Source organism: Pseudoalteromonas sp. J2K-J979 (assembly GCF_058169715.2).
Genome location: NZ_CM200281.1, coordinates 1,461,106 through 1,485,796 on the forward strand (window position 1 = coordinate 1,461,106; position 24,691 = coordinate 1,485,796).

Here is a 24,691-nt window from a genome sequence, read left to right on the forward strand (position 1 = left end):
AGTCAATATGCGTGCAGTGGATAATGCAATTCAAGAAATCGTTATTTTAGGTGGAGGCACAGCTGGTTGGATGGCTGCCGCTATCATAGGGAATATTTTTAAATCCAGTGATGTGCAAATAACGTTAGTTGAGTCAGAGCAAATCGAAATCATAGGTGTTGGCGAAGCGACTATTCCACCATTATTAGCGGTATTAGACAGTTTAGGTATCGATCAGGCTGATTTTATTCAAGCAACCCAAGCGAGCTTTAAATGGGGCATTGAGTTTGTCGATTGGTGTGAAAAGGGCAAACAGTATTTCCATCCTTTTGGTGCATTAGGGCGGCCAATTGATGGCCATGAGTTTTATCAATGCTGGCTAAAAGCGCAAGCACAAGGGGATAAAACGCCCCTGATGGCCCACTCACCAGAAGCCATGTTATCAGCGCAAAACAAGTTTTACTTACCTTTTGAAGCGATGAATACCCCCTTAGCTGGCGCGCATTATGCGCTGCATTTAGATGCCGTAAAAGTTGGGCAATATCTACGCAGCTTTGCCGAAAAAATAGGGGTTAAGCGTGTTGTTGGCCATGTCGAAGTTGCCAATACTAATCAGCACGGATTTATCACAGAGTTAGTAGTTCAAGATGGGCAAACGCTAGCAGGTGATTTTTTCATTGATTGCAGTGGCTTCCATGGAAAGTTAATTGAACAAACTCTACAAACAGGTTATGACGATTGGTCTCAGTACTTGCCCTGTAATCGCGCAGTGACAGTACAAAGTGAAAATGTCAGTGAACCGACTCCGTACACGACAGCCAAAGCGCAAGATGCAGGTTGGACATGGCGAATTCCTCTGCAGCATCGCACGGGCAATGGTTACGTTTTCTGTGATAAATACATCAGTGATGAAGAGGCTATTGCCACATTATTGGCTAATTTGGACGGACCTACGGTTTCTGAGCCGCGAATAATTCCATTTCTGACTGGGGTACGAAAGCAAGCATGGAATAAAAATTGTTTGGCACTCGGGCTCGCCCAAGGTTTTTTAGAGCCATTAGAGTCTACGGCAATCCATTTAGTGTCAAAAACCTTAGCGTTATTTGTGCGAATGTTCCCCAATAAAGATTGTGACAGCGTATTACAAAACGAGTTTAATCGCCGCGTCCGGGTCGATTATGAAGAAATTCGCGATTTTTTAGTGCTGCATTATTGTACGACTTTGCGCGAAGACACTGCGTTTTGGCGCTGGTGTAAAACAATGACTCTCCCAGAGAGCTTGCAGTATAAAATCGACTTTTTTCAAACCGCGGGAGGCCTTATTCCTGAAGCGGAAGCCCTTTTTCAGCGTACCAGCTGGTATGCGGTTTTTGAAGGCATGCAGGTTAGACCCCGTAGTTACAACCCGACTCTTGATGCATTGGATAGCACTAAATTGTTGCAAAGCATGGAGCAAGGTAGGCAGAGTTTAGCCCAAGCGGTTGCAAAACAACCAAGTCATCAGGCTTTTATTTCACAGTATTGTGCGGCTAACAAGCCTTAACTCTGTCGCTGTGGTTTTATCACTCTCATTGGCTTCTCATAGCCAAAAATGAATAGACTGTGAGGGCGCTAGTCTATTTCGGCTAAACAATGTTGAGTGATAAAAGCTTGATGGGATAGCGCACCTTGAGCAGCGTGTGCAATGGATTGCTTCATCTGTATCAGACGTTGCTGCAGTATGTCAGCGGGCACATTGTAAGCGCGAGGGTCAAGACGTTCAGGTGTGATGCCATAACCATGATAAAAAGTCAGCCAGCTGGCCGGCTCAAAGGATTCGTTGTCATACATCGCGATGTGGCCACGACTTTTAAACAAGTCAATTTTATGACTTAAGCCATCAGGGAGAGGAATGTTTTGATACGCTTGCCAAAAAGCACTGTCATTTTTATCCGTCATTGTGTAATGCATAATCAAAAAGTCACGTATTTGTTCGAGCTCGCTGTTATGCAGACGGTTTACCTCGGCACTATCTGCGGGGTTAAAACTCATATCGGGAAAAAAGCTTAACAATTTGGCAATGGCTGTTTGAATGAGCGAGATACTGGTCGATTCAAGCGGCTCTAAAAAACCACTGGAGAGGCCAATTGCCACACAGTTTTTGTTCCACATTTGCTTGCGACGACCCGGATTAAAGCGAATAGTACGAGGAGTGGTGATCGGGTTACCTTGAATATTGCCCATTAATACTGCCTTTGCCTCCTCTTCACTTTGATGGCGTCGACTAAAAATATAGCCATTCCCCGTGCGGTGCTGCAAAGGAATATGCCATTGCCATCCTGCGGTTTGAGCAATTGAGCGTGTAAACGGTTCGGGCTCTGAGGTTGCGGTGGTTTGAACGGCGATGGCCGTATCGCATAGCAACCACTGACTCCAATCTTCGTAGCCAGTGTGAAGGGCTTTTTCAATCAACAGCCCCTCAAAGCCACTGCAATCAATAAATAAATCACCGTGATATTGAGTACCGCAGGTTAAAGTGACATGCTCAATAAAGCCTGTATCGGCAGTGAGTGATGCATTTTCGACAGTACCAATGACATGATTGACACCTAAATTTTTACTAAATTCTTTAAGGTATTGCGCATAGAGCCCAGCATCAAAGTGATAGGCATAGGCATAATCGGCCAGCGGGTTGTTTGGTTCGGTGTGGGGTTGGGCAAAACGGCCGCGCTGTGCTAATTGGCAGGCAAAGCTAAACTCATCGAGTTGATGTTCGCCACCTTGCTGGTTTGCACGTTGTAAGTAATGATGAAAATCCACATTATCAATCGTTAAACCATAATCGGCAAACGGGTGAAAAAAGGGTGAGCCTGTTTTTGTCCAGTTTTCAAATAGGATCCCGAGCTTAAAAGTGGCTTTAGTTGCTTTGATTAACTCGACTTCATCAATCCCTAAGTTATGGTTAAATTGGACGATGTTTGGAATCGTTGCTTCGCCGACGCCAACAGTGGCAATATTGCTCGATTCAATTAACGTAATTGAAGCACGCTTATTGACGTATTTTGCTAAGCTCGCCGCTGTCATCCAACCGGCTGTACCGCCGCCTACAATTACAATATTTTTTATCGCTTCAGCCATATTTCATCCAATTTAACGGGTCATCTATCAGCATGTGATTACATGCACGCGGGGCTAATATAAAACAATGAAAAACAGAGTGAAAGCTTCCGACATGTCCAGATAAGTTTTGGATAGAATGGTATGTAAACTCGGTAGCATAGGATAAGTTTTGGATCTATTTTTGTTTGTTATACAAAGTTCATTTGCGATTTGATTAAAGCCGAATAAACTTAGGCTACCAATAGTCTGTAGTGAAGCTAAGTGATGTATACCCCGATGGAAAATGCCAAGAAAATTGAATTATCTCAATGGCCGCGACAACAACATTTCGAATTCTATAAAAACTTTTCAGATCCGTACTTTAATATATGTGTCGAACTAGAAGCTGAAAGTTTATTTAACTTTACTCGCTTAAATAATATTTCATTTTTTAACAGCTATCTTTATTTTGCAATGGCAGCGGCCAACGATATTGAACCGTTTGCACTGCGCTTAGTTGAAGGAGAAGTGTGGCTGTTTGAGCAAATAAATGCCAATGTCGTGCAGCTCAATGATGACGAAACCTTTCGCTTTAGTTATTTACAGCAACAAGAAAATTTTTCGCTCTTTAGTCAGCATACAAAACAAGCGATTGCACTGGCCAAATCACAGCCATTTTTCTCCGAACAATTTTATTCCACCGGATTAGCCTGTAATTGTCTGCACATATCCGTGTTACCTTGGTTGAACTTTACCAGCTTTTCTCATGCCAGTAATCATTCTGAATATTCAGGGATCCCAAAATTAGTGTTTGGTAAATACAACAAGCGCACCGGCATTATGCCGTTGTCGATTGAAGTTCATCATGCGCTGATGGACGGTATTCACGTGGCGCAGTATGTGGCACGTTTGAAGCACTATTTTGATAATGCTTCAAAGTATATTTGAGGAAAACTTAGCGAATATCGACTACTTTACTGGCTTTTTTGTAGCGTATTTTCCAATTGGCCCAGGTGGGAAGCTCCCATCGTTTCGGCCCTTCTTTTCTTAAGCCACTGTGATAATGCGCAATCACAGTGCGGTTATTGACTCTATATTCAATGGTCAAGTTCAGCCCCGCGAGTTGCAGCTGCCGCGGGTAGTGCTGATTAAACTCATCGAGCTGCCAATCTGGAATAAAACTCAAGTCAAAATCGCTGCAATCAAGCAAAGCGATGTCATCAAGCTCGCTGATCCCGAGTTCTTCGATATAACGACGAATAAAAGTGTTGGCGCAACCACTTGGTGGGTCGATTTGATGCAGCGCTGAAAATAAGTGCGCTGATTGAAATTGCTCGTCAATTTTAGTCCACAAACCTGGTAATAAATCACCTTGATAAATGAGCTGACATAAGGCTTCAGTGAGATCTGAGGGAGGCACAGACTGTTTGATTGTTTGGATCACCTTACCCGCAAAATAATACGTGATATCAGCTATTATCTGTTCATTTTCAATATAAACAGCGGTGAGTGATTCGTCGCAAAGGTGTCGTTGCACTAAGCGCTTACTGGCAAAGGGCGCCACGCAGGTCGCCAATGTGCGTGCTTGTTTCACACCTTTACCTGCCAATGCAAATGTATCGAGCACCAGAGCCGCATCGCATGCCAAGACACGTGATTGCTTGGCTAGTTGCACTTCTTGCATGCCGTTGTTCATGGCAAACTGACGCCCAGATTGTTTAGCAATAAAGACTGATGAGGGCAGGTGTTCCATGATGGCATCGAGTAATGCGTCGCGCTGATAAGAAGCTGGATGGGTCAACGAAGGTAAATCAAACGCAGTGCGAATTTGCTCTGCCAATGCTCTCGCTTCGCCGAGTGCATCTGAGTCAATCTCTAACCCTTCAGAAACCTGACCTCGTACCAAGGCAATGCATAGCTCAACATCACACAGATTAGGCAAACATTCGTTCAGTGTCTCAACGGCCTCAGCGCTTTTACTAAGTTGATAAACTTGTTTTGGTACACCGATAATGGCAGCGACATCGGCCATGGCTTGGCGTAATGAATTGTTTGGCATTTGGCTGATTAAATGCGCAAGGTCGCTATTAATGGGTAAAGGATAAAGACGTTTGCCATGTTCTGTGGCTAACAATTGCTCATCAATTGCCCCTAAACGTTGCAAATCAATAATTGCGCGTTGCAAAGAGGCCTGTGGCAAGGGCTCTAAGAAGTCTAAGCTATCTATTCCGCGGCTGGCACAGGCGGCGCTAAGCACTAATTCATTGAGGCTTTCACGGTGGATTTCGGGCGGGGTTTGGGCAATCAGCGGGGCAAACTCGCCGTATAAACGAATGCAAAGGCCTGCTTGCGTTCGTCCCGCGCGACCTTTTCGTTGCTCGCTTGAGTCGTGGGAGATGCAATCCATATCGAGCACAGTCCGGCCGTTACGAAGGTGGGTGCGGCGTTCTAAGCCAGTATCAATCACACAATCAATGCCCGCAATTGTTAAAGACGTTTCAGCGACATTGGTGGCTAAAATAATTCGCCGATTCAGTTGTTTGTTCAGCGCTAATAGCTGTGTTGCACGATCAGAACCGGAATGCAAAGAGATAAGATCGACACCAAGGTGTGACAATGCCTGTTTGGCATGCTGAATTTCTCCCTTGCCGGGCAAAAACACTAAGATATCTCCTTGTGCGTATTCTAGAGCATACTCGCAGGCCTGTTTAATTCGTTCACTTAACCGCTCGGCACTGGGCATTTGGCGCATATCATTAGCAATATATTTTACAGTCACCTCATACTGACGCCCTGGAGCCCTTAAAACTCGGGCATCGAGATAGGTGGCAATTTTTTGCGCGTGCAAAGTCGCAGAGGTGACAACAAGCTGATGACCTTGATGTTGTTTTAATAAGGCCAACAGCAAGTCCGTGTCCCAACGTCTTTCGTGGAATTCGTCTAAAATGATGGTGGTAAACTCGGCCAGTTTATCTTCGAAGAACCATCTTAATACCACACCCGGCGTCGCGAAAATAATCCGAGTATCGGGAGTGAATTGTGTTTCGAATCGAATCGCAAAGCCAATTTTTTCACCGACCTCCGTGCCTTGCTGCTCAGCAAGAAACTGCGCCAATGAAGTGCAGGCAATGCGACGAGGTTCAATGACCAACACTCTACCTTGCTGCGCAGCCCAAAGGGGCAGGCGGGTGGATTTTCCTGAGCCTGTTTGTGCGCTGACGACGAGTGGTGATAGCGGTAATTGTGCTTCAAATGTAGGTTTAAGTATATCGATGGGTAAAGTCATAACAGTGTCTTTGTGCGGCAAAATCAAGCCTATTTTAACCGAAATTCACTCTCAGTGGCGCGTATGACTTGATTTTATTGTTTCAGAGTCCCATTGCATTGATATCTAAATAAGAGAAAGCCTATGATTAATTATATTTTGATCGTGATGTTAGTGTGCTTCGTGGCGGCATTTTGGCAGTGGGATGTGATAAGACGTCACTATTGGCAGCGCAAATATCAACTACAACAGCTAAGCCCGCAGCAAAAACAAGTGATAAGTCGTGTCATGCCAATTTACAATCGTTTAACGGTTGAACAACAATACAAATTAGATAAACACATTATTTGGTTTTTAGACAATATTAGTTTTTTAGGCCGTGATGGTTTAGTGGTCACCGATGCAATGAAATGGGTCGTTGCCGCAGATGCCTGTTTACTTGTTTTAGAAAAACCTTGGCCAATTTTTCGTAACGTTAAACAAATTTTATTGTACCCCAGTGCCTATTATGCCGGGCAAGAAGCCAGAGATAGCGCGGGGCTTGTCAGTTTTCATCAAGTTATTCGCCAAGGCGAGTCTTGGCCTGGAGGCACTGTGGTGCTGTCTTGGCATGATGTGCTCGAAGGCAATCGCTTACCAGGTGATGGTCATAATTTGGTTTTTCATGAATTTGCTCATCAATTGGATCAAGAAACGGGAAAAACTACAGGAACCCCTCTTTTAGCAAATCAACAAGCTTATGCCAATTGGTCTCGGGTGTTTAGCCGGGCATATACCAATTTAAAAGCCAGTATTGCTTATCAAATGCCGCACGCGATCCACAGTTATGGGGCTACAAACGAAGCGGAATTTTTTGCGGTGGTAACAGAAACGTTTATTGAAAAACCAAACGAGTTGCACCAGTTTGATAGCGAGTTGTACCAATTGTTGCGTGATTACTATCAATTTGATCCAAAAAAATGGCATTAATCGTTGAATTGAGTGATTTGAACACATAAATCTAGGCGCAAAGCACAGAGTCTGGTCAAATCAAAATAGAACGACAACATAATGATAACAAATTGGAACAACCCCATGAAAAAGATGCGTTATTCGAGCCTTGCTCTTGCAATTGCGGTGAGTGTCAGTCCCCCGATTTTTGCAAAAGATAAAATACAACCCGATACCCCTGCCAGTTGGCAAGTGGATGCGCCACAAGGTGAATTCTTCGATGCCAATGTTGCAGTAGAAGAAGGGACGTGGATGAACTTAGATATCAGCCCTGATGGACAGACTTTAGTGTTTGATTTGTTGGGAGATATTTATACCATGCCTATCTCAGGAGGGCAGGCAAAGCAATTAACGGCAGATATTTCATGGCAAATGCAACCACGCTTTAGCCCAGATGGACAGCATATTGCGTTTACCTCCGATGCTGATGGCGGTGACAATATTTGGGTTATGGATCGGGATGGTCAAAATGCCAAAGCGGTCACCAATGAAACCTTTCGTTTGCTCAATAGCCCGGCGTGGAGCCCTGATGGCGATTTTATTATTGCCCGTAAACATTTTACGGCCAGTCGCTCACTGGGCGCAGGTGAAGTGTGGCTTTATCATAAAGCCGGTGGCAATGGTGTTCAACTGACTAAACGTGACAACGATCAAAAAGATTTAGGGGAGCCTGCTTTTTCGCCTGACGGTCGCTATGTTTATTTTTCACACGATGCCACACCTGGTAAAACCTTCCATTATTCGAAAGATTCCGTCAATGGCATTTATAAGATTAAACGTTATGACCGCCAAACAAGTGAGATAGAAACGATTATTTCAGGCATGGGTGGTGCCATTCGTCCTACGCCATCACCCGATGGTAAAACATTGGCTTACATTAAGCGTGATGACTTCCAATCAAGCCTGTATTTGTACGATTTAGCGTCCGGTCAACATACTAAGCTGTATGGCAACATGGAGCGTGATATGCAAGAAACTTGGGCGATTCATGGCGTGTATCCAACCATGGCGTGGTCACCCGATAATAAAGGAATTGTCTTTTGGGCAGGCGGGAAAATTCATCAACTAGATGTCGCCAGCAAAAACGTGGCAGTAATCCCATTTAAAGTTGACACCACGAAAAAAATGCAAACCGCACTGCGTTTTGCTCAAAATATTGATAGCGACGAATTTGACGTCAAAATGCTGCGCAATGTGCAAATTTCTCCTGATGGTGACAAAGCGATTTTTGAGGCGATGGGCCGGATTTATATCCGTGATTTAACCTCCAAGAAAATTAAACCCTTGACTAAAAAAGCGGATGGATTTCAGTACTACCCGACGTTCTCACGGGATGGAAAATCGATTGCGTTTATTAGTTGGCAAGATGATGAGCAAAGCCAATTATATGTGGTGTCGGCGCGCACAGGTAAAGGGAAATCGATCTTAAAAGAAAAAGGCAAGTTTATTGAGCCGGTGTTTAGTCCTGATGGGCAAACAATTGTATTTCGCAAAGTCCGCGGTAGTGCCATTTTGGATCCTGATTGGTCGATCAAACCGGGCTTATATCAAGTCCCAGCTAAAGGGGGGGTAGCGAGTTTTATTTATAAACAGGGTCAACAACCACAGTTTGGCGCGAATAATGACCAGATTTATGTGTCAGGTATTGGCAGTAAACCTAGCTTGTCGGTGATTGACTTAGCCACTCAAAAAGCGCAAAAACTCTATGAGTCAGAGCTTGCAACAGAATTTAGAATTTCACCAGACAGCCGTTATTTAGCGTTTGCGGAACGCTTTAAAGTGTTTGTTACGCCGTTTATCAATAACGGTAAAACCATCAACATTGGCCCCAAAGATAAGCAATTTCCACTTGAGCAATTATCGGTTCGTGCTGGGGAGAATATAAGCTGGAACATGGCTGCTGATTCCTTGTATTGGTCTTTAGGGCCTGAGTTATATCATGCTGATTTATCAGGTGTGTTTGATATCACAACGGCAGATAAAACCTTCAAAGCGGCCGATGGTATAAACATTGGGTTTAAAGCTAAAATGGCAGCCCCCCAAGGCATGATTGCACTCACTGGCGCTAAAATCATCACCATGCAAGGCGATAATGTGATTGAAAATGGGGTGGTATTGACCGATGGTAAGCATATTAAAGCCGTGGGTGCTTTGGGTGAAGTTACTATCCCAAAAGGGGCGAAAGTCGTTGATGTGACAGGCAAAACCATTATGCCTGGGCTGGTGGATGCGCATGCCCATGGCGCGCAAGGTAGTCATGAAATTATTCCAGAACAAAACTGGAAAAATTTAGCCAGCTTAGCACTAGGTGTCACCACGATTCACGATCCATCAAATGATACTACTGAAATTTTTGCTGCCAGTGAAATGCAAAAGGCAGGCAAAATCGTTGGGCCCAGAATTTTCTCGACAGGCACTATTTTGTACGGCGCCAACGGCCCGGGTTATACCTCTCATGTGGATTCGTTAGACGATGCTAAGTTTCATTTAGAGCGCTTACAAAAGGTGGGTGCATTTACGGTGAAATCGTACAATCAACCACGTCGAAACCAACGCCAACAAGTGATAGAAGCTGGTCGTGAATTGGGCATGATGGTTGTGCCTGAAGGAGGCTCATTACTGCAACATAACTTAACGATGGTTGTAGATGGCCATACCGGTATTGAACACTCTATTCCTGTAGAGCATGTTTATGATGACATTAAGCAATTATGGTCACAAACTGATGTCGGCTATACCCCGACACTAGGCGTGGCGTATGGCGGTATCTGGGGTGAAAACTATTGGTATGATAAAACCGATGTTTGGAATCATCCGCGTTTGTCGAAATTTGTGCCAAAAAACCAATTATTACCGCGTTCAATGCGCCGTACAAAAGCGCCAGACCATCATTATAATCACTTCAATAATGCCAAGGTCGCCGCTGAGCTACAAGATTTAGGCGTCAAGGTTAATTTAGGCGCCCATGGACAACGTGAGGGCTTAGCTGCTCACTGGGAAATCTGGATGTTTGCCCAAGGTGGCATGAGCGCTTTAGAGGCGATCCGTGCCGCAACGCTTGATCCTGCGTATTACCTTGGCTTAGATAAGCACATAGGTTCGATTGAAACAGGCAAGCTTGCTGATTTAATTGTCATTGATGGCGATCCGATTACCGACATTAGAGTGACTGATCGTGTTAGCTATACCATGATTAATGGTCAATTGTTCGATGCGCAAACTATGCAGCGAGTTGATGGTAAAAAACGCGATCTTTTGTATTTCGAACGTTAAAAAAAAGACCACTTGCAATTGCTAAGTGGTCTGATTGATGATGCGTGTGATGAATTACATCACGCGCATACCAGGCTGTGAACCGTCATCAGGGTTTAAGATATAAATCTCTTTTCCGCCAGGGCCTGCCGCTAATACCATACCTTCAGACATACCAAAGCGCATTTTGCGAGGTTTTAGGTTGGCAACCATCACCGTAAGCTTTCCTTCAAGATCTTCAGGGCGATAGGCTGATTTGATACCTGCGAACACTTGGCGTGTTTCACCGCCTAAATCTAAGGTCAGCTTTAATAGTTTTTCTGCGCCTTCAACATGTTCTGCTTTGGCTATTTTTGCAACGCGCAGATCCACTTTTGCAAAATCATTAAACTCGATTTCTTCGGCTAAAGGCTCTTTAGCGAGTGGGCTATTCGGATCGATGCTTGGAGTCGCCACAAGGCTTTCTTTTGAATCATCTAACATGGCATTCACTTTATCCATTTCGACACGCTGCATTAATGCTTTAAATTTATTGATACTGTGATTGGTTAAGACTGTTTGTGCACTTTCCCAACCGAGCTCGGTATTTAAAAAGGCTTCAACATCGCTGGCCATTTTTGGTAAAACAGGTTTTAAATACACCATTAATAGACGGAACATGTTTAAGCCCATTGAACAAACCTGATGTGCTTGTTCTTGCTTGGTTTCATCTTTGATTAGCACCCACGGTGCTTGTGCATCAATAAACTGATTGGCTTTATCTGCCAGTGCCATGATTTCACGAATAGCGCGGCTGTAATCGCGACCTTCAAAGTGCTGAGCGATACTCTCAGAGGCGTTTTGAAATTCACTGATAAGTGCCGGCTCCATAACGGTGTCGCTTAACTTGCCATCAAATTTCTTGGTAATAAAGCTAGCACAGCGACTGGCAATATTAACCACTTTACCAACGAGATCAGCATTAACACGTTGGGCAAAATCTTCGAGGTTTAAATCAAGGTCAGTAATTCCAGAATTAAGTTTCGCTGCAAAGTAATAACGCAAATATTCAGGGTTGAGGTGGTCTAAATAGGTGCGCGCTTTAATAAAAGTGCCTTTCGATTTAGACATTTTAGCGCCATTGACCGTCACAAACCCGTGGGCAAAAACATTGGTCGGTTTACGGAATTCGGCACCTTCAAGCATGGCTGGCCAAAATAAACTGTGGAAATAAATAATGTCTTTGCCGATGAAATGATACAGTTCTGCTGTTGAATCTTTAGACCAAAATTCGTCGAAGTTTAAGCCCTTTTTATCACATAAATTTTTGAAGCTCGCCATGTAACCAATTGGCGCATCGAGCCAAACATAAAAATATTTACCTGGTGCGTTTGGTATTTCAAAACCAAAATATGGGGCATCACGGCTAATGTCCCATTGCTGCAAGCCATCTGCAAACCATTCTTCGAGCTTATTGGCCATTTCGCTTTGAATTGACCCTGAATGTAACCATGTTTTTAACATGTCTTCAAAAGCTGGTAAGTCAAAGAAAAAATGCTCTGAGTCTTTGAGTACAGGCTCAGCACCACTCATTACTGAACGCGGATTTTTAAGTTCTGTTGGGCTATAGGTTGCGCCACAGGCGTCACAGCTATCGCCGTTTTGATCTATGGCATCACAACTTGGGCAAGTACCGGTTACAAAACGGTCCGGCAGGAAAATGCCTTTTTCAGGGTCGAATAATTGTGAAATCGTGCGCTTTTTAATATGGCCCTTATCATTGAGGCGATTATAGATAAGCTCGCTTAGCGCTTTATTTTCTTCAGAGTGTGTACTGTGATAGTTGTCAAACTCGATATTGAAATCAGCAAAGTCACGTTGACGCTCAACACTGACATTGGCCACCATTTGCTCTGGGGTAATCCCTTGTTTTTGTGCATTAAGCATAATTGGTGTGCCATGGGCATCATCTGCACAAACATAATAGGCTTCATGACCACGTAATTTTTGAAAACGAGACCAAATATCTGTTTGTATATACTCTAATAAATGGCCTAAGTGAGTCGGACCATTGGCATAAGGTAATGCGCTAGTGATGAGAATTTTTCTCTGTAACATAAATGTATTTACCGTGTTCTAAGCGACTATTTGCGACAATAATAATGCTTAATTGTGTTAATTAATATCAATAATCAATAAGTTTGCCCGAACAAATTGGGGCAGCATTCGAATTTGATGGATTGGGCTGGTGTTAATGGCGTGAATGTTACATAATTCCGAGGCATTTTTCATTATAGAAACCTGAATTTCTTATCATGTTTGCTTTAAAATCACTTTTTAATCGCGATAAAAAACGTAATCAACAATTAGTTGACTTACTCGAGCGATATCGTTCGATGGCGTTTCCTGCCGGATTGAGTCAATGTGCCACAATATCAGTATCGCAGTGGCAAAAAGACCGCTTAACCTTAACCCTTGAAACGGCCTTTGCTGCATCAGGTGAAACAGCGGCAATCAGTGCGTTTTTATCAAAGCAATTAGCCTGTGACATTAATTTAACCCTGCAATGTCGCATTCAAACTGCCCCTCGTTTTTCCACAATCAAGCATATTATTTTAGTGGCCTCGGGTAAGGGCGGAGTCGGTAAGTCGACGACGGCAGTTAATTTAGCGGCAGCTTTGCAATTAGAAGGGGCGCAGGTAGGTATTTTAGACGCAGATATCTATGGCCCTTCAATTCCAATGTTAATGGGGTTAGATGGGGCTGAGCCGCAAGCAAAAGATGAAAAAACATTATTGCCATTTATTGCCCATGGTATAAAGGCTCAATCCATCGGATTTTTGGTTCCAAACGAGCAGGCAATGGTGTGGCGCGGCCCAATGGCCTCTCAAGCACTAACACAATTGTTATCTGAAACCGATTGGGGTGAGCTTGATTATTTAATTGTTGATATGCCGCCAGGTACGGGCGATATACAATTGACTATGAGTCAAAAAGTGCCGGCTAGTGGTGCGTTAATTGTGACCACTCCGCAAGATTTAGCCTTGGCAGATGCGCAAAAAGGTATCGCGATGTTTGACAAGGTCAAGGTGCCCATTATTGGTTTGATTGAAAACATGAGTGCATTTGTATGTGGTCATTGTGGTGAGACAAGCCATGTGTTTGGCCATGATGGCGGCAAAGCGTTAGCTCATCGACATGGCGTGCCTTTATTGGCTCAGATCCCGTTGCAATTAGCGATTCGAGAAGCCAGTGAAGTTGGGAAAAGTATTAGTTTCGAAAAAAATAGCGTTATTAGTCAACAATATGCAGAAGCTGCAAGATTAATGGCGAGTCAGCTTTATTATCAAGATGCGACGCAAAGTCAGCTTGAAATTATCATAACGGATGATTAATTCATGAGATTGTCAGATACAGATATAAAAAAATACATCGCAGATCAGCGAATCTTGATTTCGCCAGCACCGACAGCTGAAATGATTTCGGGTGTGACCGTTGATTTACGATTAGGTAATAAATTTAGAGTGTTTCAAGAGCATGCAGCCCCTTACATTGATTTAAGTGGCCCAAAAGAGCAACTAAATATCGCGATGGAGTCGATCATGAGTGACGAAATCGTCCTCAAAGGGAATGATGCATTTTTTCTTCACCCTGGAGAATTAGCATTAGCGATTACCCATGAATCAGTCACGTTACCAGCGGACATCGTTGGATGGTTAGATGGGCGCTCATCTTTGGCTCGACTGGGCTTAATGGTGCATGTGACGGCTCATCGAATTGATCCGGGTTGGTCTGGTAATATTGTGCTTGAGTTTTATAACTCAGGTAAATTGCCGTTGGCATTACGTCCGTTGATGAAAATAGGCGCTCTCAGTTTTGAAACTATGTCAGGTCCAGCTGAGAATCCATATAATGTTCGCGTAGATGCTAAATACAAAGGCCAAGATGGAGCTGTAGCGAGTCGCATCAGCGATGATAAAGATATATGAGTTTAAGCGGATAAACAAAAAGCACCTTCGGGTGCTTTTTGTTTATAAGCGTAATGAAAATTGACTTGTTTTCACAGAATCTAACAAATCTTGTCCCGAGTAACATAGCTTTTTACGCTTTTTCACCCATACTTTAACTTGTTCTGAGGATGCGGAGAAAAGAATGAGTTTTCAAGGAAGATACAGCGCCTTCTTAATAGTCCTACTTTTAATCTGCAGTCATGTATGTGCTGCGGTTGAAATTACGGACTCGCAAGGAGCGCTTATTAACTATGATGTGGAAGCTCTCTATGATGAACGCAGTGAACTTACTATTGATGCCTTGTTGCTTTCGGTAGATTCGTTACCATTTAAAGTGCATAAATCTGTCGCACTAGTCAAACCTTCATGGCCACTTTGGCTGAAAATCACACTTACAAATCGCTTAAATACTCCACAAGATTTTGTGATTCATTTAGAAAACCCAACCCTTGATTATATCGATTTTTATTTAGTAGAAAACAAAGTGGTGACGCAAACTAATTTTCTTGGGAGCCGAAAACAGGTTGAGCCGAAAACACTTAATGTATTCCCACATTTAAAAAGTCAGTTGAAGAGTAACTCAAGCGCTACAGTTTTTATAAAAGTTCAAGGTAAAGGTCTGCCGCATACGCCTATTTTCTTGCACACCCCTAATGAATTCGAGCAGTTAATTAATTTAGAATTTGCCTTTTGGGGAGCCTTTGTGGGTATTTTGGCCTTAATGTTTTTTTACAATATCTCTTTGTATTTGAATACGGGCAACACCAGTTTTCTTTATTATAATGGCTTTATTTTCAGTGCGTTAATGACTACGGCATTAAGTCATGGCTTTATTCATTACCTGTTACCAAGTTTAATTGTTGAACTAGTGATTGGCCATGATGTGCTGTTTAAATTACTTATGGCGACCTTTGCTGTTCAGTTTGCTTTGCGCTTTTTGAATGTTAAGAAAACAAACAAGCGCATGTTTACAATAGGGCTTCAGTATTGTGGCTTATGCTTAGCTTCTGTTTTATTGAGCTTTTTTATTGCTGAATCACTATTAAATCGTTTGGTTTTTGTTTATCAGATTCTTTTTTATGTCGTGATGACAGGTGTTCTGTACCTGTATATTCAAGCGAAACAACGCTGGGTTAAGACTTATCTAATCAGTTGGCTACCTATTTATATTACAGCGATTGTGGTTCCGTTGAGTTACTATGGTGTGCTTAGCTACTCACATACAGTAGTTAGCTCATTTATGATTGGCTTAATTGTTCAAGTGAGTTTAGTGACAATTGCTCATGCTGAACGTTACCGCGCGAAAGAAGAAAAGCAAAAATATTTAACGACCCATGATCCGGTCTGTGGCCTGCCTAATCATGTTGTATTGACTCGCGCATTAAGTCAGTTACACAGTTTATCAAAAGCGCATACACTCGTGTTCTTCAAACCTGATACATATGCAAGTACACGGGCTAATTTTGGTATTTTACACGCGAACGAATACATTACAGAGTTGAGCTTTCAGCTGAATACTAAACTCGATGGCTTAAGTATGTTGGTATTTGAGCAACGTGAACTTGGTATACCGGTTTATATTTGCCGGTTTAATGATGATACGTTTGCCGTAGTAATAAACTCAGAAGTTGCCTCTGAACTTATTGAGCAGTATGTATCAAATATTAAAGCCTCATTAGAACAAGGCGTATATTTGGATGGTACATTTCTAGTCGGGCAGGTAGATATCGGCATGGCACGTTTTCCTGAACATGCTGAGTCGGTAGAATTATTGATCCAGCGTGCTTTACAGTCATTGCAGCTTGCTGCGAATCAACCTGAGCATTGGCATCTTTATCAAAATGATACCGATACTCTGATGAAAAAACGGTTAAAGTTAGCTGCGGATTTACACCAAGCAATCGAAAACAACGAGTTTTCTTTGTATCATCAGCCCCAGATTGATCTTAAAACAAATAGTATATATGGCAGTGAAGCTTTGCTTCGCTGGGAGCACCCAGAATTGGGATTTGTCTCTCCTGAGGAGTTTATCCCTGTCGCGGAATCAGCGGGGATCATTAATGAAATAACAGAGTGGGTGGTTGAGCAGGCGCTGATGCACCAAAAAAATATACTGAGTCTGTTTCCAAATCATAAAATCTCAATCAATATTTCTGCACGAGATCTTAATAAACGAGAACTGCCAGTTCAGTTGTTGACCTTGCTAACAGAGCTCAATATTAAACCTTCTTTAGTGGTGATAGAGCTCACTGAGTCAGCCACTGTAGGCGATACAGTAAAAGCCAAAAATATACTCGATGATTTCAAAGAGATGGGTATTAAAGTTGCTATTGATGATTATGGTACGGGGTATTCATCGCTGGCGTATTTAAGCCAACTTGGTTTTCATGAAATTAAAATTGATAAACAATTTGTGATGAATCTAGAACACAATAAACGCGATCAGACTATCTGTAAAACAACCATAGAAATGGCCAATAATCTTGATGCGTATGTGGTGGCTGAAGGGGTCGAAAGTGAGGAGATAGCAAAAATATTACGGCAATTTGGTTGTGAAATAGCGCAGGGATACCATTATTCTAAACCGTTACCCTTTGCTGATTATTGCCAATGGTTACAACGTTATAAGCAATCAGCTTGATATACCCCTTTTAACCTTTCACTTCGAGTAAATCGGCTAATAAAGCAAAGTATTGAGTGAGCGCTTCGCCAATTTTTTGCTGGATATTTACATTTGGAAAAGCATTTAATGCAGCGAGTTTGCTCTGTTTTGTACCTGAGACGAGGTAAGTGTTTTTAATTTGTGTTCTGCTTTGTATCCATGCTTCAAATGCTCGAGCTGTTAATTCTTCAGGTAAACTGAAATAATTCATCTGTAATTGTTTATCTAAATAAATGGCGTGATTAACATATTCACTTGGTTGGCATAAATCTTCGCTTAATAAGAGGGTTTGAAAGACCTCATCAAGCAAGGCGTTTAGGGGATGCGAAATATTGGCAGCCTGCTTTAACCAAGTACTAGATGCAAACTGTAGCGGGGAGTCTGGAGAGAGCAAAAACGGACAAATATAGTGATCAAAAGCATGCCACCATTCATGGGCCAGTGCACCGCCACCGGCATTTTTAGCTAAGTATAAACAGCGTTCGAGGCTATTATAATGAGCTTGCACACCTAGTTGCCCCCCAGTTCCAAAGCTCAAACTCAGCTGCTGTCTTAATCCAATAACTTTAGGCGGCACATTTAACAAATTGGCTAAATCAGATAACGCATCAAAAATTAAGTTCGCAGCGAGTTGTTTTTCCTGCTTATCAACCCATTTACCTACGGTGAGGTTTTTAAATCCGAAGAGATGTTTAATTTGTAAAAAATCAACATCGTTGCCTGCGCGATGATCCGGGCCTCGACGATAAAACCCTTGTTGGAGGCGAGTCAATTTTGTTGTCATTGATCGATGTTATAGCGAGATCGAATATGTGCTGGCATGGCATCAAATTGTTGTTTCATCATCGCATCAAGTAAAGTATATAGCGCAGTGACATCGATTTTCTCGAGGGTGGATAAGCTATACGCCACGGCCTCAAGCGTTGACAGGCTATCTTCCCGAGGTGCTTTTCGAAGTGCATAGCGAGACGCAGGCAACACATTAAAACTTAAAAATGGGTATTGGGCTAACCATGGGTTTAATTGCAATAATTTAAAGGCTTTCTTCCAGGTGCCATCAAGAAAAATTAAGGTTTTGATCGTGGTCGTTGGTTGCGAAAGGCTCTCGATCATCAGTGCTTTCTTATCAGGATAAACAACATACGTGCTGGTTTGATCTAAAGTCTGTAATGCCAAAAAGTGTTCAGGAGATTCACCGACCCAGAGTTCAATATTTTGCAAACTTAATAGGAGTAACCGGGCGGTATTTTTGGCCGCTTTTACTTCGCTAGGATGCTGCATCATAATAATACGAGTGCGATTAGCCAAGTTATTGACGGCATCGCATAGGCACTGCGTGATCGGGTAATGGCAGATTTCGCATAATGTGCGTGACATAACTGAGTTACTTTGTGATATTTGAGCGTTATTATACGGTACTTTTTAAGAAAGACTCAAACACATCGTTACGGCTTGGTTTAGCGATTAAATACCCTTGATAAGCATCACATTTAACTTGAATTAAATAGTCGAGCATTGTTTTGTTTTCAATTCCTTCGGCTAAGATATCAATATTAAGTGAACGAGCTGCCTCGATAATACCTATGATAAGAGGCAGGCTGTGAGTGGCATTATTTTGGAATAACTGCTTGTCTAACTTGATACGATCAATCGGGTGGTGGTGTAAGATGGCGAGTGATGACACCCCCATACCAAAATTATCAATGGCAATTTTGACTCCGAGATCTTTAAGGTCTTTGAGGATTTTGCTGGCTCGTTTACTCGATAATAATAAGGTAGACTCTTTGATATCTAATTCGAGCATACTGGCATCAAGTTCAAATCGGTTAAGCTCATTTCGCAACATTTTAATTAAACTTGGGTGATAAAAAAATGACTGCGAAATATTAACTGCCAAAGTGACCTCGTCGTTGATCAATTCTTTTTGTAACCATGCTTTGCGTTGTCTACATGCTTCGTGTATTACCCAGCGCTCTATTTCGGTAAAACAACCATCTTGTTCCATTACACAAATAAATTGTTTAGGTAACATGGCTTTACCATTTAATCGCCACCTTAACAGCGCTTCAATACTCACTAAAGCTTGCTCAGAGGTGGATAAACTAGGTTGAAAAAATAATTCTAACTCTGTGTAATCCAAACCTTTATCGAGTTCACATTGTAACGTTGAGTGACGTTTTTGCTCTTGATTGTGTTGATAAATCTTAATTGAGCCGCGAGTCATCTTTTTAGCTTGATACATCGCAGAATCGGCGCGTTTATACAACTCTTGCTGGTCAATTTCGCCTTTTGTAATACAAGCTCCGACACTGGCTTTAGGAATGATTTCATGGCCATTGAGTAAGGTAGGACATTCGAGTTGACTAACTAGTTTTTTTAGTAAATCTCGGCATTGTTCATGAGAATCAATCTGTTCAAAAAGAATACAGAATTCGTCGCCACCTAAACGCGCGACTGTGTCGGTTTTTCTGATTGTTTCAGAAATGCGTTTGGCGACGACTTTTAGTAATTTATCGCCACTTTGATGGCCTAACGAGTCATTGATTTGCTTGAACTCATCTAAATCAATTAACACCATGGCCATAAATTTTTGATTTCGCTTACTGCGTCCTAAAGCTTGCTCTGTGCGATCTTCTAGCACTAAGCGGTTGGGGATTTGTGTTAACGGATCTAATCGAGCAATTTCAGATAACTGTGCTTCTTGCTGTTTGAACGAGGTAACATCTCTTAGCTGAGCAAGGTAAAAAGGCTCTGTGGGATGAGGTATTCTCGTAATGGATATTTCGTAGTGGTAATGTGTTAAAGCTGCGCAATGCTTTAAAGCCAGCCATTGTTCATTGTGATTCAATCCAAGCTGTTCAAGTGCAGTGTTAAGCGAGTAATCACGTAAATTTAATTCGGGTAATAGCTCTGTAATATCAATAAGTGGAGCGGTGAAAATTTTTTTAATCGCTTGGTTATAGTCGAGGATGAGTCCCTTTTCATTAAAAGTAAGTAAACCTTGGTGAATGTTATCGACAACGTTGCGTAACTTAGTTTCAGATTGTTTTAGGGCTTTACTCATTTGTAATAGTGATTGTGCCCGTTGATTAGATTGCTCTTGACGGTAAAGTGTATCAGAAACATTAAACACTTCTATCTGGCAGTATTGCTGAGATTGATAATCAAAAATAGAGAAATGAAGTTGCTGGCAAATCGGTAAGCATTTAACACTATCAAATAAAGGGAGAGTGAACGTATCATTTGGCGGACATAAACTGATAGGCTGTTGCCCTCTAAAGCACTCAGATACCGCATCAGCAAAAGAGCTATGACTTTCTAGCCCACACACTTTTAAAAAACTGTGTCCTTGGCACTCGCTCAGATCAATCCCTGCTCTGGTGCCTAACCATTTATTAAAGAAAAGAATTTTAAACTGAGCATCAACAACCAATACACCATGTTGTGCATGGGACAAAAGAGAGTCAAAAAGTTGCAAATTATTCATCCGTGAATAGCCTGGAAAAGTTATTTTTATATATTATTAGCTACTGATTATAGTAGCTTTTTACAGAGATACCAATTTATAAGCTTGGTTTAGGAATTTTTTAAAGATAAATTGGGTTTTTATTCGAGTTTGTTTACACTAAGAGTCAAGTCAACGAATTAAGGATACGGATATGTCAGAGGTAACTATTGATGAAAGCGCATTAGTCAGTATGCAGTCGCTATTGGGCGATCACTTTGAAGCCACTTTATTATTTTGTCACACTGAATTTGACCGCTTACATAGTGAATTAACAAGCAGCTTCAATACGGATAACGAAACAGCAATCAGAAACTCTCATAGTTTAAAATCCAATGCAGCTCAGTTCGGGGCCGTATCTTTGGCTGAGATAGCAAAAAATATTGAGCATTTATTAATAGAAAATAAATCGGCAGAAGCGGCCGTATTTTTAGCGCAATTAGAGCCACATATCCTTGCTACAAAAGAAAAAATGACGGCGTGGTTAATAAATAAATAAACTTGAATTAAATTCAGTCGCTGGCTCTTTTTCTCTAGGTATATTTCGGCTAGTCTAGGCCTATATCAATAGGGGTCAACTATGCCAATAATTAAAAAAAGTGATAAGTTAGAGGGTGTCTGTTACGACATCCGCGGGCCAGTTTTAAAGCAAGCCCGAAAAATGGAAGATGAAGGACAAAAAGTACTAAAACTCAATATTGGTAACCCCGCCGCTTTTGGATTCGATATGCCAGAAGATATGCACAAAGACATAGTCCGTAACCTCTCTGCTGGCCAAGGATATTGTGATTCTAAGGGGCTGTACTCTGCACGGGTTGCAGTTTACCAGCATTATCAACAAAAAAACTTCGCAAATCTCGATGTCGATAATATCTTCATTGGCAATGGTGTGAGTGAGTTGATTCAAATGAGCACTCAAGCTTTGCTCAACTCGGGCGATGAGGTACTGATCCCGGCACCTGATTATCCACTTTGGACAGCTTCAGTGCGTCTTGCTGGCGGTACGCCGGTCCATTATTTGTGCGATGAAGCACAAGATTGGTTTCCGGACATTGCCGATATTCGAAGTAAAATAACCAGTAAAACCCGCGCGATAGTGCTCATCAATCCAAATAACCCAACGGGGGCGGTCTATGATGAGGCCTTGCTGCAGGATTTACTTGGACTTGCAAGAGAGCATAAATTGCTCATTTTTTCCGACGAAATTTACGAAAAAATTCTTTATGATGGCGTAATTCACACCTCTATCGGATCATTATGTGATGACTTACCAATTATTACTTTCAACGGCTTAGCCAAAACTTATCGGGCTGCAGGCCTCAGAATGGGGTGGATGGTTATCAGTGGTAAATTGTCAGGAATTACTGATTATATTCAAGGCTTAGATATTTTGGCATCGATGCGCTTGTGTGCCAATGTGCCCGCACAATTTGCAATTCAGCAAGCATTAGGTGGCGTGCAATCTATTGATGATTTGATCAAGCCGACAGGACGTTTATATCAACAACGGGACATAGTTTGGCAGGGACTGAATGCGATAGATGGTGTGTCGTGTACTAAACCAAAAGGGGCATTGTATGCCTTTGCTAAGTTTGACCGAGCAAAATTCAATGTGCATGATGATGAAAAGCTGATTTTTGATTTATTGATGCAAGAGAAAATACTATTAGTCCATGGCCGTGCATTTAATTGGCCAGAGCCAGATCATTTTAGATTGGTTTTTTTACCTCACCAAGATCAACTCAAACCCGCTTTAGCTCAAATGGCGAGGTTTTTTGATGGCTATCGTCAATAAACCTAATATGTGCCAACTTACGTGTTTGGCACATTAATGTTTAGGACAAATTGCTGATAAATTGTTGGTAAATGCTGTAAAATCTGTGCTTTACCAGCAATATCTGCTTGATTGAGTACGCGATTTAGTAACTCAACATCTAACTGTTTTGCAATTTGCTGGCTTTGAGCGATGTGGCTAATATGCCAAGGCTCAGCTGCTACGCCTCCTAAGTCTCGACTGTATGGTTTAAAAAAGCCCAATTGTGGGAGTTGTTCGTCTAACCATTGATTGAATTGATAAAAAGGGCCGCCTTTTTCATATTCATGCTGCTCTAATTTTAGCTGGTAGTCGGCGCTTACTGCATTACTATCATAAATGTCGAGATCAGTTCCCCAGTGATGACGACTTGCCCCAGGTAAGGCAGAGAAAAGCAAAATAGCCATTATGCGCTCGTGATCGGACAATTGAGACATATCAACCGGCTGTTCATATTTGTCCAATACCGGTCGAATACCTGTAAATTTGTTATTCCATATCAGTAATTGTCGCTCAAAGCTGCGAAAGCTTGATGCAATCGCCAGCTTAAACCCTGCTTTTTGTGCTTCGTTTCGTAAACGGGTTAAATCAGGAATAATTGCCTGATGCACTTGATGGCCTTGAAAATTAGTTAAATGGCCTTCACTGGTACCGCAGGCTAGGTGCATGATCATGGCGCTAACAATTCTGTCAGTATGTGATAATACATGTCAGTGAGTTTTTCTAAGTCTTCGACACTCACACATTCATTTACTTTGTGAATGGTTGCATTACAGGGCCCAAGCTCAATGACTTGTGCACCTGTTTGTGCAATAAATCGGCCATCTGATGTTCCACCGGTTGTTTCTAGCGATGGACTAAAACGTGCAACGTGCTCAATGGCTTTAACAGTCGCATCCACTAAAGAGCCTGCAGGAGTTAAAAAAGGTAAGCCATTCAGTGTCCAGTCAATGTCATACTCAAAGCCATGATGATCAAGAATAGAGACTACACGCGATTTTAGTTGTTCGGCAGTTACTTCAGTACTAAAACGAAAGTTAAATTGCAAATCAAGTTCACCTGGAATCACATTGCCAGCTCCAGTCCCGCTATTGATGTTAGAAATTTGAAAGCTGGTGGCTGGGAAGAATTCATTGCCGTTATCCCATTGAATCTGAGATAACTCTGTCAAGGCAGGACTGACGAGGTGAATAGGATTTTTAGCTAATTGCGGATAGGCTACATGGCCTTGTATGCCCTTAACAGTTACAAAACCGGTTAGTGAGCCACGCCGGCCATTTTTAACTACATCACCGACTTTATGGCTGGAAGAGGGTTCTCCCACTAAGCACATATCAATTTTTTCATTGCGAGCTTCAAGGGTTTCAATGACACGCGGCGTACCATTTATAAATGGTCCTTCTTCATCTGAGGTAATAAGAAAGGCGATTGAGCCGCGGTGATCTGGGTAATCACTGACAAATCGTTCTGTTGCAACGATCATTGCTGCTAACGAGCCTTTCATATCTGCAGCCCCACGGCCATGTAAATAACCGTCTTGTATTAAGCCGCTAAATGGGGGCAAATGCCAGGCGGATTCAGGGCCGGTAGGCACGACATCTGTATGGCCCGCAAAACAAAATAACGGCGCTTGTGTGCCTTTGCGAGACCACATATTTAAAGTGTCGACGAAAAAAAGTGATTCATGTTTAAAGCCAATAGCATTGAGCCGTTCGGCCATAAGCTCTTGGCAACCTTCATCTAAGGGGGTGACTGAAGGGCGTTGGATTAATTGTTGTGCCAGCTCAATTACGCAACTCATGCAAAAATCTCTTGATATTGATCTGCTTTAAAACCTAAATGCATGCTGCCTTGGTGGACAAGCAGCGGACGTTTGATCATGGCTGGGTGTTCGATGAGCAGTGCTAAAGCGGTCTCTTTGTTCAGGTTTGCTTTTTGTTCATCTGTCAAAGCACGGTAAGTCGTGCCTCTTTTATTCACTAGTTGCTCCCAGCCTAATTGTGCTTCAAAGCTCTGTAGTAATTCAGCAGTTAAGCCATTTTTCCGATAGTCATGAAACTGATAAGGGATAGTGTGGCTGTCGAGCCATTTTTTTGCTTTTTTTATCGTGTCACAGTTGGCAATGCCATACATTAAAGTCATAAATAATCCAAAATTG

At 42.2% G+C, this 24,691-nt stretch carries 18 protein-coding genes; 9 read left to right on the top strand and 9 right to left on the bottom strand.

The features are described from left to right. Positions 1-7: 7 nt before the first annotated feature. A complete protein-coding gene (locus AC3KVK_RS06830; protein ID WP_490312153.1) occupies positions 8-1,522 on the top strand; it encodes a tryptophan halogenase family protein in 1,515 nt (504 codons plus the stop codon). A gap of 68 nt (positions 1,523-1,590) precedes the next feature. On the opposite strand, the gene AC3KVK_RS06835 is transcribed toward AC3KVK_RS06830, so the two are convergent. Further along, the gene (locus tag AC3KVK_RS06835; RefSeq protein WP_490312152.1) at positions 1,591-3,096 is read right to left on the bottom strand and encodes a tryptophan halogenase family protein; all 1,506 of its coding nucleotides are present in this window, start codon (positions 3,094-3,096) and stop codon (positions 1,591-1,593) included. A gap of 246 nt (positions 3,097-3,342) precedes the next feature. On the opposite strand from AC3KVK_RS06835, the gene AC3KVK_RS06840 reads away from it, so the two are divergent. Further along, the gene (locus tag AC3KVK_RS06840; protein ID WP_490312151.1) at positions 3,343-4,005 is read left to right on the top strand and encodes a CatA-like O-acetyltransferase; all 663 of its coding nucleotides are present in this window, start codon (positions 3,343-3,345) and stop codon (positions 4,003-4,005) included. 7 nt (positions 4,006-4,012) lie between these two features. Here the strand turns inward: AC3KVK_RS06840 and AC3KVK_RS06845 are convergent, their stop codons facing one another. Beyond that, complete coding sequence (locus tag AC3KVK_RS06845; RefSeq protein WP_490312150.1) at positions 4,013-6,343, bottom strand: helicase-related protein; 2,331 nt, start codon at positions 6,341-6,343, stop codon at positions 4,013-4,015. A 123-nt stretch (positions 6,344-6,466) separates the two neighbouring features. Between AC3KVK_RS06845 and AC3KVK_RS06850 the strand changes: the two genes are divergently transcribed. Next, positions 6,467-7,291 (top strand): M90 family metallopeptidase, encoded by an 825-nt coding sequence (locus AC3KVK_RS06850; protein ID WP_490312149.1) that lies wholly within the window; start codon positions 6,467-6,469, stop codon positions 7,289-7,291. Positions 7,292-7,396: 105 nt separating this feature from the next. Beyond that, positions 7,397-10,585, top strand: coding sequence for an amidohydrolase family protein (locus AC3KVK_RS06855; protein ID WP_490312148.1), 3,189 nt, complete (start codon positions 7,397-7,399; stop codon positions 10,583-10,585). A gap of 54 nt (positions 10,586-10,639) precedes the next feature. Here AC3KVK_RS06855 and metG read toward each other — a convergent pair whose 3' ends face one another. Then, on the bottom strand, positions 10,640-12,661 hold the full coding sequence (metG, locus tag AC3KVK_RS06860; RefSeq protein ID WP_490312147.1) for a methionine--tRNA ligase: 2,022 nt from the start codon (positions 12,659-12,661) through the stop codon (positions 10,640-10,642). 197 nt (positions 12,662-12,858) lie between these two features. Here metG and apbC point away from each other — a divergent pair, with 197 nt between their 5' ends. From apbC to AC3KVK_RS06875, 3 genes are all read left to right on the top strand, one after another. After that, a complete protein-coding gene (apbC, locus tag AC3KVK_RS06865; protein WP_490312146.1) occupies positions 12,859-13,938 on the top strand; it encodes an iron-sulfur cluster carrier protein ApbC in 1,080 nt (359 codons plus the stop codon). A gap of 3 nt (positions 13,939-13,941) precedes the next feature. Beyond that, complete coding sequence (gene dcd / locus AC3KVK_RS06870; protein ID WP_490312145.1) at positions 13,942-14,532, top strand: dCTP deaminase; 591 nt, start codon at positions 13,942-13,944, stop codon at positions 14,530-14,532. Positions 14,533-14,695: 163 nt separating this feature from the next. Beyond that, on the top strand, positions 14,696-17,194 hold the full coding sequence (locus tag AC3KVK_RS06875) for an EAL domain-containing protein (protein WP_490312144.1): 2,499 nt from the start codon (positions 14,696-14,698) through the stop codon (positions 17,192-17,194). A 10-nt stretch (positions 17,195-17,204) separates the two neighbouring features. On the opposite strand, the gene AC3KVK_RS06880 is transcribed toward AC3KVK_RS06875, so the two are convergent. The 3 genes from AC3KVK_RS06880 to AC3KVK_RS06890 are packed head-to-tail and all read right to left on the bottom strand — an operon-like array spanning position 17,205 to position 20,702. Next, the gene (locus AC3KVK_RS06880; protein WP_490312143.1) at positions 17,205-17,999 is read right to left on the bottom strand and encodes a CLCA_X family protein; all 795 of its coding nucleotides are present in this window, start codon (positions 17,997-17,999) and stop codon (positions 17,205-17,207) included. Further along, entirely contained in the window at positions 17,996-18,592 is a 597-nt protein-coding gene (locus tag AC3KVK_RS06885) for a tRNA-uridine aminocarboxypropyltransferase (protein ID WP_490312142.1), read from the bottom strand. Before AC3KVK_RS06885 ends, AC3KVK_RS06880 begins: the two co-directional genes overlap by 4 nt. Before the next feature lie 31 nt (positions 18,593-18,623). Beyond that, positions 18,624-20,702 (bottom strand): sensor domain-containing protein, encoded by a 2,079-nt coding sequence (locus AC3KVK_RS06890; protein ID WP_490312141.1) that lies wholly within the window; start codon positions 20,700-20,702, stop codon positions 18,624-18,626. Between the two features lie 172 nt (positions 20,703-20,874). On the opposite strand from AC3KVK_RS06890, the gene AC3KVK_RS06895 reads away from it, so the two are divergent. Next, positions 20,875-21,219 (top strand): Hpt domain-containing protein, encoded by a 345-nt coding sequence (locus tag AC3KVK_RS06895; protein WP_490312140.1) that lies wholly within the window; start codon positions 20,875-20,877, stop codon positions 21,217-21,219. A gap of 81 nt (positions 21,220-21,300) precedes the next feature. Then, entirely contained in the window at positions 21,301-22,515 is a 1,215-nt protein-coding gene (locus AC3KVK_RS06900; protein WP_490312139.1) for a pyridoxal phosphate-dependent aminotransferase, read from the top strand. Positions 22,516-22,532: 17 nt separating this feature from the next. On the opposite strand, the gene AC3KVK_RS06905 is transcribed toward AC3KVK_RS06900, so the two are convergent. Genes AC3KVK_RS06905 through AC3KVK_RS06915 form a run of 3 tightly spaced genes read right to left on the bottom strand, consistent with a single transcriptional unit; the run spans position 22,533 to position 24,675 of the window. Further along, positions 22,533-23,207 (bottom strand): M15 family metallopeptidase, encoded by a 675-nt coding sequence (locus tag AC3KVK_RS06905; RefSeq protein WP_490312138.1) that lies wholly within the window; start codon positions 23,205-23,207, stop codon positions 22,533-22,535. Then, complete coding sequence (gene dapE, locus AC3KVK_RS06910) at positions 23,204-24,334, bottom strand: succinyl-diaminopimelate desuccinylase (protein WP_490312137.1); 1,131 nt, start codon at positions 24,332-24,334, stop codon at positions 23,204-23,206. The genes AC3KVK_RS06905 and dapE overlap by 4 nt, the downstream gene beginning before the upstream one ends. Further along, entirely contained in the window at positions 24,331-24,675 is a 345-nt protein-coding gene (locus AC3KVK_RS06915) for an ArsC family reductase (RefSeq protein ID WP_490312136.1), read from the bottom strand. Before AC3KVK_RS06915 ends, dapE begins: the two co-directional genes overlap by 4 nt. Between the last annotated feature and the right edge of the window lie 16 nt (positions 24,676-24,691).